Raw genomic sequence first — 13,273 nt, 5'->3', positions numbered from 1 at the left:
GCACCGAGAATAGTTCACCTTCCGCGGGAGGCGCTCGACAGGGGTGGAAAGGAGCGCAGCGTTAACCGATGTTTATCGGATCCACGGCGATACGCAGAGGCAAAACATCCTTGCGAGCGCTGCGCAAGGAATTGGCTGTGCGCAAGGCCTGGCCCAGCAGGGACCTCGGGCCCAGCGGGGTTCGAATTAGCAGACGCTGTGGTTCGCCGCCGCGCTCATGATCGTATTCACCCGGCAAGCTCACGCCAGGCGGCAACGGTACGGGCCCGAGAAGCTCCGCATGCTCCGGCAGTTCCGCTAGCTCCAGGAAGGCATCGAGGGAGGCGTCCGCCCCGTCGATCGCCGCCATATGCACCGCGGGCGGAAAGCGAACCTCGCGGCGCGCCTGCAACTCGGCCGCCGCGGCGCCCACCATGTCCCACCGGCTAAAGAAATCCACAAGCGGCAGCTGTTCATCAGCGGCGACGATAACGACACCACCCTCCTTGGCTGGCGCAACGAGGGTGGCCGCCGCGGCCCATGTGGCCAATGTGTCCTCCGTGGCGCGCAGATCCTGGCGGCCGAGCAACGCCCCGGTTTCCACAAGGAGCGCAGCCCCGTACATCCCGCCTTTCGCTACGCGCGGCTCCGCGCCGGGTGTCGCGATGACGAGCGCGGGCGCGTCTGGGATTTCATCTACGACGGTGGATCCACCGGATTGAATCACGCGTGTATTGGGAAAGGCCCGGCCCATCTCTTCTGCGGTGCGCTCGGAGCCCAACACGATGGCGCGCAACCGCGGTGAGCCGCACTCCGAACAGCGGTAATGCGCGTCAACGCGCCCGCACCACCGACACGTGGGCAGCGCCGCAGAATCGGTCGACTCGTGCTTCGAGCCGCGAGCGCAAGGCAGACCTAAGGGACCGTTGCAATGACGACACCGTGCAGGAGATGCACACTGCCCACAGGCGAGGATTGGGGCATAGCCCTTGCGCGGGACTTGAACAAGGACGGGCTCGCCCCGGTCGAGGGCTGCGCGCGTGGCTTGGAAGGCGGGGCCGCTTACCGACGTCGTGCCTCCCCGCATATGGCGGGCCACGTTGACGCCATACGCACCCACCGCAACGATTTCGGGGCGCCTATCTTCCAGTGTGTTCGCGGCGGGTAGAAGATCGTGGGCCCACCCCGATTCAACGAGTAGTTGGGTCTCCGCGGTGCGGGCGTGGCCGGCGAGGATAAGGCTGCAACCTTCCTGCGCGGAGCGTGTGCTCAGCACTTCCCTGGAGTGAACATAGGGCTTGAGGTTGTCAACCAAGCTATCGTCGCCATCGTTGAGCAAGACGGCCAATTGGAGGCCCTTGACCGGGGCGAAGGCGGCGGAGCGCGTCCCGATGACGATTCGGGCTTGACCCGTCAACGCCGATAGATAGCGGCGATAGCGTGCCTGGGGGCCGGTGCTGTGCGCGAGCACCGTGATTTGTTTGGCAGAGACGTGGCGGCGAAAGGCCTCCTCGAGCTGATCCAGGTCCTTCTGGTCCGGTACGACCATGAGCACGCCGCCGCCTTGGAGCGCCACACTGGTGCCCAGCGCTGCCAGCGCGCTTGCCCAATCCTCCCCCGGCGCTATCTGCCATGCTGCACGCGCAATATGGCCCGACAGCACCGAGTCCACGAAGGACTCGCCATGCTGGTACCCGGACCACGCAGAGAGATCCGGGTGCTCCGCTGTACCTAATTCTTCCCACGGTGTATCGACATCCGCTTCCTCAGCCTTGGCATGCCGCGCCGGGATGGCGGCGCGGATGATATCGGAGCGCACGCCGCCATAACGGGCTGCAAGGGATTCGATGAGCGCCGACATTTCCGGCGAGTACACCGCAAAGGGGGAAATCACGCGATCGATATAGCGAAGCGATCCAGCGAAGTCGGAATCGCTGGCGCGGGAGAGCAGGATGGCGTCGACCAGCCGGCCATTGAAGCGAATGCGCACGCGTACGCCTGGCTGGGCGGCCTGCGAATCCGATTCATCGATGAGGTAGTCGAATTCGCGGTCCAGGTGCGCTACCCCCAACAAAGGCAACACCCGCGCGACCGGTTGCTGGGCGGCGGGTGTCTTCTTGGGCATAGCGCCCGATTCTACAGGCCGGCGGCGCGGCGCAAGTCGACAGCCCGCGAGGTGTCCTCCCACGGAAGGTCAACATCGGTGCGGCCAAAGTGACCGTAGGCCGCGGTTTGACGGTAGATCGGGCGCTGCAGGTTGAGCTCGCGGATAATGGCGGCGGGGCGCAGATCAAAAACCTTGTCCACCGCAGCCTGAATGTCGGCATCGCTCAAACCGGCTTGAGCAGTGCCGAAGGTCTCGACATAGAGACCAACCGGCTTCGCGCGACCAATAGCGTATGCAACCTGCACTTCGGCGCGGTCGGCCAGACCGGCGGCCACGATGTTCTTAGCTACCCAACGCATAGCGTAGGCGGCTGAGCGGTCCACCTTGCTCGGGTCCTTGCCGGAGAAGGCACCGCCACCGTGGCGGGCCATGCCGCCGTAGGTATCGACGATGATCTTGCGCCCAGTCAGGCCTGCATCACCCATTGGCCCGCCAAGAATGAAGGAACCAGAGGGGTTGATGAGTAGCTCGGTGTCGTCGGTGTAGTACTTGCTCAGGTCCGCATCGTTGACGACCCACTCGACTACATGGGTACGAAGCTGTTCCGCGAGCCAGTCCTGGGTCACAACCGGATCATGCTGGGTGGAGATGACAATCGTCTCTAAGCGAGTCGGCACATCGTTCTCGTCATATGCAAAGGTGACCTGGGTCTTGCCATCTGGGCGCAGGGAAGGAACGATGCCTTCCTTGCGGACCTGGGTGAGGCGACGCGAAAGGTGGTGTGCCGTAGAGATCGGCAGCGGCATGAATTCTGGAGTCTCATTCGTTGCGTAGCCGAACATGAGGCCCTGGTCGCCAGCGCCATATTGATCGTCGTCCTCAAACTGGCCCGAGCGAACCTCGGTTGAGGCGTCCACTCCGGCGCCAATCTCTTGGGATTGCTCACCAATCGCTACGTTGACTCCGCAGGTGTGGCCGTCAAATCCCACGTCGGAGGAAGTAAACCCGATCTCCACGAGGGTCTTGCGTACAATCTGCGGGATCTCCACATACCCGGAGGTGCGCACCTCACCCACGACGTGAACTTGGCCCGTGGTGACAAGAGTCTCCACGGCGACGTGTGCGTTTGGGTCTTCCTTAAGAAGGGCGTCAAGAATGGCGTCCGAGATAGCGTCACAAATCTTATCCGGGTGACCTTCTGTCACGGATTCGCTGGTAAAAAGACGTACCGCCTGAACAGCTGTTTCAGTCACAAATCTTCCTTAAACTAGTTCTGCGCGCCGTGGGCAAGGCAGCGCCTATCCCACGTCCCGGCTAATAACACCGCCCCATCGTAGACCAAGCGGTCTACAGCTGCAAGAACGAGCGCTACCTTTCCAGAATTTCATTCACCACGTTAAGTATCTGGGCAGCTACAACCTGCTTCGATCCCGGTTCAACCTCCACCGGATCAGCACCCTTCCGAAGGATCCACCCTGCACTCGTTGGCTGTCCGAAGACCTTGCCCTCCCCAACCTCGTTGGCCATGAGTACATCGCACCCCTTCTTCACGAATTTTTGCTGGGCGTACTCGAGCACGCTCGTGTGTGCATCCCCGGTCTCCGCTGCAAAACCGACGATGATGGCATCGCGCTTCAAGTCCCCATTCTCGCGGCGTTCCACCAACCCCTTGAGGATATCTGGGTTCTCCACCAACTCGAGATGAGCTAAGTCCTCGTCAGCGGCCCCCTTCTTCATCTTGGAGTCCGCGACGGAAGCCGGCCGATAGTCTGAAACAGCTGCAGCCATGATGACGATATCCGCATCCGCTGCTTCAGCGTTCATTGCCTTGTGCATATCGCGAGTGGAAGTCACCCGCACAACGGAGGCGCCTGATGGAATCGGAAGCGCGTCAGTATTGCCGGCAACGATAGTTACATCTGCACCGCGCTGCGCGGCTACTTCTCCTAAGGCAAAGCCCTGGCGACCAGAGGAACGATTGCCCAGGTACCGCACCGGATCTAGGTTCTCCTGCGTCCCCCCGGCAGAGATCACGACCTTGAGCCCCTGCCAATCATGATCCACACGGTGGCCAGCAATAATTGTGCGGGCAAACTCCGCTATCTGCCCCGGTTCCGGCAAGCGGCCTGCACCGGAATCAACTCCGGTGAGCCGCCCATGGGCCGGTTCCATCACGATAACGCCGCGACGACGCAATGTCGCCACGTTGTCTTGCGTCGCGGGATTGAGCCACATCTCCGTGTGCATAGCTGGGGCAATGATGACAGGACACGTAGCAACCAGCACAGAGGCGCTCAGCAGATCATCGGCGCGGCCACAAGCCAGCCGAGCGATCAAGTCAGCGGTAGCTGGGGCGATGACGACGGCATCGGCCTGCTGCCCCAGCGCGACATGCTGCACCTCATCAACAGCATCGAAAACGGTAGTCGAGACCGGATGCCCCGACAGCGCCTCGAAGGTGGCTGCACCGACGAAATTTAACGCGGCTTCTGTAGGAATCACGCGGACATCATCGCCGTGCTCAGTGAAGTCCCGAATCAAATGACACGCTTTATAGGCTGCGATTCCGCCGGCCACGCCAACAAGGATGCGACGCGGCTGCGTGGTTCCGCCTGCACCCGATGAAGCCGCCTCTGCGGGAGCCGAGGCAGTGCTGCTCTCTGGACTATCTGGGGTTTGCTGTACATCCTTCACTCGGACGATAGTACCCAAGACACAACAAACCCACCCAAGCGCCTCAAGCGACACTAGGGTGGGTCTATTTCGGAATACGCGTTAGGCTGCTGCCTTCACGGGGCAAAGACTAGTTGCCTTCCTCGTGGTCCAGCAGGCCGGCGTCGATCTCGCGCAGTGCGATGGACAGCGGCTTCTCGCCCGGCTCCGGGGTCACCAGCGGTCCGACGAACTCGAAGACGCCTTCGTCCTGTTCCTTGTAGTAGCTGTTGATCTGACGTGCGCGCTTAGCGGCGAAGATCACCAGGGCGTACTTAGACGAGACCTTGCCCAGCAGCTCATCGATAGGCGGGTCAGTGATACCCGTCGGCGGATCGAATACTGGCTCCGGCTTTGCGGCCTCAGAATTGGCAGGTGTGGTCACGTTGGTCACATGCACCTTTACTGTTGGTAGATGGTCAAAATCGTGGTCTATCCACGCAGGATAGCACTAATTGCAGCAACGGCCTCATCGAGATTGTCATTGACAACGATGTGGTCGAACTCTTTTTGCGCGGCAAGTTCCGTTTCTGCGGTGTGCAAACGGCGGTCAATCACATCCTGTGGCTCGGTACCGCGCCCAGTCAGGCGCTCCACCAAAACCTCCCAGGACGGTGGGGCCAGAAACACGGTTTCCGCCTCCGGCATCGCCGCCTTCACGTTGCGGGCGCCTGCAAGATCAACCTCCACCAACACTGGGTGACCAGCCAACATCGCTTCCCTAACGGGTTGAGCCGGCGTACCAGAACGCTGCAAACCACCGTGGATCTCTGCCCATTCGAGCATGTCTCCGGCGTCTATGTGTTCCTGGAAAGCCTCCGGGGAGACAAAGAAGTAGTCCACCCCATCAGACTCGCCGGGGCGGGGTTGGCGCGTCGTCATCGAGACGCTGAAGTAAAGGTTGTCTACATTATCGCGCAGGCGCGAAACCACAGTGGACTTACCCACAGCGGACGGCCCGGCCAGAACGACCAGGCGCCCGCGTGCAGTTTCGTCAGCCATTGCGCTAATTACTCGCCGTAGCCGAAACGCTCGAGCAGGGCGCGGCGCTGACGGTCACCCAGGCCACGCAGGCGGCGGGTCTGAGCAATCTCCAGGTCCTCCATGATTTCCTTAGCCTTGACCTTGCCAACCTTCGGCAGAGCCTCGAGAAGCGCGGAGACCTTGGTCTTACCGATGATCTCATCGGTCTCGGCCTTCTCCAGAACTTCCTGCAGGTTGGTCTCGCCGCGCTTCAGCGCAGCCTTGAGCTCAGCGCGAGCCTTGCGAGCCTCAGCGGCCTTTGCGAGAGCTTCTTTGCGCTGCTCATCTGTCAACTTGGGAAGGGCCACGGGTTTCCTCCGATTTCATTAGTACGAACATTGTCATCTGATGGCTAACACCAGAATCTCGGCTCACGGTGGGAAGATTTCCCCAGCGCGGGGTAGCTTTTGCTACCGCCGCGAACCGACTTCTGGCAATCCTAGCACTGGTCTGTACGCGATGACGTAACCCGGCCCCTTTCTACTAAAGGTTCCTGCACGTCAACGCACATGCCTTAAACAAAATACCAGGTAAACGGCGCGCCTGTTAATCCAGCGCGCCGTTTGAGACCGAGCTCTTTAGTCTCGGAATTCAGCAGCCGTATCAATTACGGCTTTGCGCAGGTCAGCAACGTCTGGACCTGCCGAAAGGATGGCTCGAGAGACGTTGGCAAAGCCCAGCTCGGGTGCCGCGGAGGTGAGTTGCCTAACATCAGCTGGAGTCGCGCCCTGCGCGCCCACGCCCGGAAGAAGAACCGGACCATGTAAAAGGTCTAATACCGGCGGCGCGTCGAGTGTCGCACCGACAACCACTCCGAGCGCTCCCACAGCGTCATCCGTGGCCATTGCCGCGACATTGCGCTGTCCGAGTTCATCAACGACGCGCTGCGCGACGCTGCGGCCATCGACGCTCAGCGATTGCAACGCTACGGCCTCCGGGTTGGAGGTCGCCGCAAGGACGAAGACACCAGCACGGGTCTTTTCCGCAATATCGAAGACAGGACTCAACGCTCCCACACCGAGGTAAGGCGATACCGTCACCGCGTCCGCGCGCAACGGCGAGTCCTCCCCCAGCCAGGCCTCGGCATAACCTGCCATGGTGGAGCCGATATCGCCGCGTTTAGCATCGGCCAGACTCAGGCAGCCTTGCTCGCGCAGCGCCGCCAGGACCTCTTCGAGGACGGCGAAACCGCGCGAACCACAGCGCTCAAAGAACGCCACTTGCGGTTTGACTACAGCTGCCGTATCGGCGAATGCCTCTACGCAACGCATACTGAAGGTGCGCAGTCCGTCGACATCGACTGACAGGCCCCACGCCTCCAGGAGGTGTGGGTGTGGGTCAATACCTACGCACAGACGCCCTCGTTGCCTACCCGCGGCGACAAGGCGATCGCCAAAGGTAGGTGCAGCATTAGTTGACTGGGTCATGCTTGAGCTCCTGCAGCGCGCGTACCTTAAGATCGCCCTGGCGCAGCGCCTCGATGCCCTGCACCGCCGCGGTAACGCCCTGGACGGTCGTCACCAGCGGAACCCCGACGGATACTGCCGCGGCGCGAATGTCATAGCCGTCGTGGCGTGCACCGGCGGAACCGGCCGGGGTGTTGAGGATGAGGTCGACCTTGCCTGCCAGGATGGCGTCGACGATGGACTCTTGTCCCTCCTCAGCCTCGGAGACCTTGACTGCCACCTCGCACTCCACGCCATTGCGACGCAGCATCTGCGCGGTGCCTGCCGTGGCGACGATGGTGTAGCCCATGTAGGCCAGGCGCTGAATCGGGAAGATCAGCGTGCGCTTGTCGCGGTTGGCCACGGACACGAAGACCGTGCCCTCCGTCGGCAGCTCGCCGAAGGCGGCCATCTCACCCTTGGCATAAGCTGCGCCGAAGTTGTCGGCCAAGCCCATGACCTCACCGGTGGACTTCATCTCCGGGGAGAGCAGCGTGTCAAGCAGCTGACCGTCCGGGCGGCGGAAGCGGTTGAACGGCAGCACGGCTTCCTTAACCGCAATCGGGTGCTCAATGGGCAGGGAGCCGCCGTCATAGGTGGACGGGATGATTCCCTCATCCTTGAGCTGCGCGATGGACGCGCCGAGCATGACGCGCGCTGCGGCCTTAGCCATCGGCACACCGGTGGCCTTGGACACGAACGGCACCGTGCGGGACGCGCGCGGGTTGGCCTCAATGACGTAGAGGGTGTCGTCCTTGAGAGCGTACTGGACATTCATCAGGCCCTTGACGCCGATACCGTGCGCTAGACGACGCGTCGACTCCCGCACCTTTTCAATATCCTCCGGGCCGAGCGTCATCGGTGGCAAGGCGCAGGAGGAGTCGCCGGAGTGGATACCCGCCTCCTCGATGTGCTCCATGACTCCGCCGAGGTAGACCTCCTCGCCGTCGCACAGCGCGTCGACGTCGATCTCGATAGCGTTGTCGAGGAAGCGGTCCACCAACACCGGGTGATCCGAGGTGATCTCGGTGGCGCGCTCGATGTAGTCACGCAGGGAGTCTTCGTCATAGACAATCTCCATGCCGCGGCCGCCCAGCACGTAGGACGGGCGGACCAGCACTGGGTAGCCGATGCTCGCGGCGACCTCGCGGGCCTCATCGAAGGAGGTAGCGGTGCCGAAGTCCGGTGCTGGAAGCTCGGCAGCGGCAAGCACCTTACCGAACTCGCCGCGGTCTTCCGCCAGGTCGATGGCGGCGGCAGAGGTACCGACGACCGGAACACCCGCGGCCGTCAGGCGCTCGGCCAAGCCCAACGGAGTCTGCCCGCCCAGCTGGACGATGACACCGGCTACCTCACCACAGGCGGCCTCTGCGTGGTAGACCTCCATGACATCTTCGAAGGTCAAGGGCTCGAAGTAGAGGCGGTCTGCAGTGTCGTAGTCCGTCGATACTGTCTCCGGGTTGCAGTTAACCATGACCGTCTCATAGCCCTCGCGGGAGAGCTCCAATGCGGCATGCACGCAGGAGTAGTCAAACTCGATGCCTTGACCGATGCGGTTCGGGCCGGAGCCCAAGATGATGACCTTGCCCTTGGTCTTTTCGGAGCTGGCTCGAACCTCGGATTCCGCGTTCGGATCCATCTCGTAGGTGCTGTAGTGGTAAGGGGTTTGAGCCTCGAACTCGCCCGCACAGGTATCAACGGTCTTGTAGACCGGGCGAATACCCAGGGACCAGCGCAGGGAACGCACGCCATCCTCACCGGCGAACTCCGGGCGAAGCGCGGCAATCTGGGCATCTGAGAGGCCAAAGACCTTGGCGCGGCGCAACAACTGCGCGTCGAGCACTGGGGCGTTCTCGAGCTCCTCGCGGAACTGCACGAGTGCTTCGAGCTCCGCCAAGAACCACCGGTCCAAGTGGGAGTGCTCGTGGAGCTGCTCAACGGTAGCACCCAAACGCAGCGCCAGCTCGATGTCGTACATACGGCCCTCGGTCGGGCGCTCTAGATCCTTGAGCACGGCGTCGAGGTCGGTGGCGCGCTCACCGGCGAAATACTCATCCGGCTTGGTCCAGAAACCAGAAGGCTTGCCCTCCAGCGAGCGCATGACCTTGTTGAGGCCGGAGATGTAGTTGCGGCCAATGCCCATTGCCTCGCCCACAGACTTCATCGTGGTGGTCAGGGTGTCATCAGCGCCCGGGAACTTCTCGAAGGCAAAGCGCGGAGCCTTGACAATGACGTAGTCCAGCGTCGGCTCGAAGGCGGCCGGGGTCACGCCGGTGATGTCGTTGCGCACCTCATCCAGGGTGTAGCCGATAGCCAGCTTGGCAGCCAGCTTGGCAATCGGGAAGCCGGTGGCCTTGGAAGCCAGTGCCGAAGAGCGGGACACGCGCGGGTTCATCTCGATGGTGATGATCCGGCCGTCATCCGGGTTCACAGCGAACTGGATATTGCAGCCGCCGGTGTCGACGCCGACCTCGCGGATGATGGCGATGCCTTGGTCGCGCATCTTCTGGTACTCGCGGTCAGTCAAGGTCAAGGCCGGGGCCACGGTGACGGAGTCACCGGTGTGGACGCCAAGGGCGTCGACGTTCTCGATGGAAGCGATGACCACGACGTTATCGTCGCCATCGCGCATGAGCTCAAGCTCGAACTCCTTCCAGCCCAGGATGGACTCCTCGATGAGGACGTTCGCTTCCGGCGAGGCGGCCAGGCCGCCGCCGGCAATACGGTCGAGGTCCTCCTCGTTGAAGGCCAAGCCAGAGCCCAGACCGCCCATAGTGAAGGACGGGCGCACGACAACCGGGAGGCCGAGCTCGGCGACGGTCTCGTGAACCTCATCCATGGTGTGGCACACGCGGGAGCGTGCGGATTCACCACCGATGGAGGCCACGATGTCCTTGAACTTCTGGCGGTCCTCGCCGCGCTCGATGGCGTCGATATCGGCACCGATGAGCTCGATATCGTACTTCTTCAAAATGCCCAGGCGGTCCAGCTGTACAGCGGCGTTGAGGGCGGTCTGGCCACCGAGGGTTGCCAGGACGGCGTCGATAGGATTGCCCTCTTCTTTTTCCTTCTGGAAGATCTTCTCGATGAACTCGGGTTCGATGGGTTCCACGTAGGTGTGGTCTGCGAACTCCGGGTCGGTCATAATCGTTGCCGGGTTGGAGTTGACCAGCGTTACGCGCAGCCCCTCTTCCTTGAGCACGCGGCAGGCCTGGGTGCCGGAGTAGTCGAACTCGCAGGCCTGGCCAATAACAATCGGGCCGGAGCCGATAACCAGGACGTGATTGATGTCGTTGCGCTTTGGCATTAGTTTCTTCTTCCTCTTCCTGGTTGCGTTCTACTTGTTCGGGGACTTCTCAGTCATGAGCTCGATGAACTGGTCAAAGAGCGGGTTAGCATCGTGCGGGCCGGCGGCGGACTCGGGGTGGTACTGCACGGAGTAGGCCATGCCGTTCTTGAGCGCTACGCCCTCGATGGTGTTGTCGTTGAGGCAGGTGTGGGACACAACTGCCGGGCCGAAGTCAGTATCGAACTCCTCGCCCGCCGGGTTCTCCTTGCCGGATGGGCTGGCCAGGGCGAAGCCGTGGTTCTGGGAGGTGATGTCGATCTTGCCGGTGAGCTGGTTGCGCACCGGGACGTTGATGCCGCGGTGGCCGAACTTCAGCTTGTAGGTGTCCATACCCAGCGCGCGGCCGAGGATTTGGTTGCCAAAGCAGATGCCAAAGAAGGGGTACTTGGCAGCAAGGATATCGCGCACGATGCCCACCATGGTGTCAGCGGTAGCCGGGTCGCCCGGACCGTTGGAGACAAACACGCCATCCGGGTTGTACTGCTTGATCTTCTCGAAGGGGGTGTTGGCTGGAACCACGATGGTCTCGATGCCGCGCTCGGCAAAATTCTTCGGGGTTGCGGTCTTCACACCCATGTCATAGGCCACGACGGTGAAGCGCTTCTCCCCTACAGCTGGGAAGGTGTAGACCTCATCGGTCGAGACTTCTTCGGACAGGTCAAGACCTGCCATGGATGGCTGATTCTTGACCTCAGCGATGAGCTCCTCGACGTCCCGCTCAGCTGCCTCGCCGGAGAAGATACCGGCCTTGATGGAACCGTGGTTACGCAGGTGACGCACCAGGGTACGGGTATCAATTCCGCCGATGCCGATGATTCCCTGCTTCTCCATCTCCTCCGGCAGGGACCGGGCGGCGCGCCAGTTGGAAACACGGCGGGCAAGGTCACGGATAACAAGGCCGGCAACCCAAATCTGGTCGCCGTGGGACTCGCTGTCCTCATCGTTCCAGCCCGTATTACCAATCTGGGGCGCGGAGGCAACCACGATCTGACGGTGATAAGACGGGTCAGTCATGGTCTCTTGGTAGCCAGTCATGGCGGTAGTAAAGACGGCCTCGCCCAGGGTTGTGCCCGTGGCGCCGAAGCCGAAGCCACGGAAAGTACGGCCATCGGCGAGGACCAGGATGGCGGGAGTGGTGCTAGTGGAAGTCACTGTGCGTTAAACCTTTCAGTGATTTTGTCGGTGAAGGGTTGGTTGTGTTGGCTATGAGCGTTGGGTACTCGGGTTGAGCAACTCTGACTCTCGATTATCCCGATTATTCGTCTGCCTCGTCACCACTTTCAGCAGAGAGGTCATAGGTCACCGCGCCGCGCAGGATGGTGTAGGTAACGCGCGCGCCAAACTCCTCCCCCTCATAGGGGTTGTTCTCCGACTTCGAGGCCAGGCGGGTGGAATCTGATACCCACTCATGTTCCGGATCAACGATGGTGAGGTTGGCCGGCTCGCCTACCGCAATCGGGCGACCATGGCCGGGCAGGCGGGTAATCTCCGCCGGACGCTCCGACATGACGCGAGCAACGAAGCGCCAATCCGCCAGACCGGTGGCGACAAAGAGCTTGGCGATGACCGCCAGGGAGGTTTCAAGTCCCAACATGCCCGGCTTGGCGTGCTCGAATTCGACACACTTGTCTTCGCTGCCGTGCGGGGCGTGGTCCGTTGCCACGACGTCGATAAGCCCGTCGAGCAATGCCTGGCGCAGGACCAGGGTGTCGAATTCCTCGCGCAGCGGCGGGTTGACGCGGAAGACGCCGTCATAGGTCACCAGCTTGTCATCGGTCAGCAGCAGGTGGTGCGGGGTCACCTCAGCGGTCAGCGGAATCCCCTGCTCCTTAGCCCACTTGAGCAGCTCGACTGTGCCCTTCGTCGAAGCGTGGCAGATGTGCATGCGGTTGCCGTAGTCACGCGCGAGCAGTGCGTCGCGCGCCACGATCGATTCCTCAGCCACGCGCGGCCAGCCGCGCAGACCCAGGCGGGCGGCAACCTCGCCCTCATGGGCACTCGCGCCTTCGGTCATACGGTGATCCTCTGCGTGCTGGGCCAGCAGGACGTCGAGCCCCTTGGCGTATTCCAAGGCACGGCGCATGAGCTGCGGGTCTTGAACACACTTGCCGTCGTCGGAGAACATGCGCACCTTGGCATCCGAGCGGGCCATCATGCCGAACTCGGTCAGCGTTTTACCCTCCAAGCCCTTCGTGATGGAGCCAACCGGATGGACGTCGCACAAACCGCGTGCCTGGCCCTTGGCCCAAACGGACTCCGCGATGATCGGCTGGTCCGTGACCGGGGAGGTATTCGCCATGGTGAACACGGCAGTAAACCCGCCCTTGGCGGCGGCCCGCGAACCGGTCTCGATGGTCTCGGTGTCCTCGCGGCCTGGCTCACGCAGGTGGACGTGCATGTCCACCAGGCCCGGCAGCAGCACGTTGCCGCCCCCGTCGATGGTGCGGTCGACGCCTTCCGCTGGGGTGATATCGGCGGCACCGATCGCCTCGATGAAGCCATCCTTGATCAGGATGTTAGTGGGTTCCCCTTCCCCATAGGGGCGAACATTGGTGATGAGCAAGGTGCCCGCCGCAGGAGCAGAGAGCACGCCGGTGTCTGGATAATTAGTCATGGTTTCTGAAAAGCTCTCCTCGTTGTTTTATGAGATAACTCGTT

At 62.0% G+C, this 13,273-nt stretch carries 10 protein-coding genes; all 10 read right to left on the bottom strand.

The features are described from left to right. Positions 1–61 precede the first annotated feature (61 nt). The 10 genes from R3O64_RS06175 to R3O64_RS06130 all read right to left on the bottom strand — a co-directional run bounded on the left by R3O64_RS06175 (position 62) and on the right by R3O64_RS06130 (position 13,229). Positions 62–2,104 (bottom strand): primosomal protein N', encoded by a 2,043-nt coding sequence (locus R3O64_RS06175; protein WP_339017511.1) that lies wholly within the window; start codon positions 2,102–2,104, stop codon positions 62–64. A gap of 11 nt (positions 2,105–2,115) precedes the next feature. Further along, entirely contained in the window at positions 2,116–3,339 is a 1,224-nt protein-coding gene (gene metK / locus R3O64_RS06170; protein ID WP_339017510.1) for a methionine adenosyltransferase, read from the bottom strand. A 115-nt stretch (positions 3,340–3,454) separates the two neighbouring features. After that, positions 3,455–4,675, bottom strand: a complete 1,221-nt coding sequence (coaBC, locus tag R3O64_RS06165; RefSeq protein ID WP_070564661.1) for a bifunctional phosphopantothenoylcysteine decarboxylase/phosphopantothenate--cysteine ligase CoaBC — start codon at positions 4,673–4,675, stop codon at positions 3,455–3,457. A gap of 214 nt (positions 4,676–4,889) precedes the next feature. Next, entirely contained in the window at positions 4,890–5,192 is a 303-nt protein-coding gene (gene rpoZ / locus R3O64_RS06160) for a DNA-directed RNA polymerase subunit omega (RefSeq protein WP_070524322.1), read from the bottom strand. Positions 5,193–5,230: 38 nt separating this feature from the next. Next, entirely contained in the window at positions 5,231–5,800 is a 570-nt protein-coding gene (gene gmk / locus R3O64_RS06155) for a guanylate kinase (protein ID WP_339017509.1), read from the bottom strand. 8 nt (positions 5,801–5,808) lie between these two features. Continuing rightward, positions 5,809–6,129, bottom strand: coding sequence for an integration host factor, actinobacterial type (mihF, locus tag R3O64_RS06150; protein WP_010186801.1), 321 nt, complete (start codon positions 6,127–6,129; stop codon positions 5,809–5,811). Positions 6,130–6,399: 270 nt separating this feature from the next. Further along, positions 6,400–7,248, bottom strand: a complete 849-nt coding sequence (pyrF, locus tag R3O64_RS06145) for an orotidine-5'-phosphate decarboxylase (protein WP_070524326.1) — start codon at positions 7,246–7,248, stop codon at positions 6,400–6,402. Continuing rightward, positions 7,232–10,573, bottom strand: coding sequence for a carbamoyl-phosphate synthase large subunit (carB, locus tag R3O64_RS06140; protein ID WP_339017508.1), 3,342 nt, complete (start codon positions 10,571–10,573; stop codon positions 7,232–7,234). The genes pyrF and carB overlap by 17 nt, the downstream gene beginning before the upstream one ends. A 30-nt stretch (positions 10,574–10,603) precedes the next feature. Beyond that, the gene (gene carA, locus R3O64_RS06135) at positions 10,604–11,767 is read right to left on the bottom strand and encodes a glutamine-hydrolyzing carbamoyl-phosphate synthase small subunit (RefSeq protein ID WP_070524331.1); all 1,164 of its coding nucleotides are present in this window, start codon (positions 11,765–11,767) and stop codon (positions 10,604–10,606) included. A gap of 103 nt (positions 11,768–11,870) precedes the next feature. After that, positions 11,871–13,229, bottom strand: coding sequence for a dihydroorotase (locus R3O64_RS06130; RefSeq protein WP_339017507.1), 1,359 nt, complete (start codon positions 13,227–13,229; stop codon positions 11,871–11,873). Positions 13,230–13,273 lie beyond the last annotated feature (44 nt).

This window comes from Corynebacterium hesseae, assembly GCF_037850265.1.
GTDB lineage: Bacteria > Actinomycetota > Actinomycetes > Mycobacteriales > Mycobacteriaceae > Corynebacterium > Corynebacterium hesseae.
This window is presented reverse-complemented; position numbering and strand designations above follow the sequence as displayed.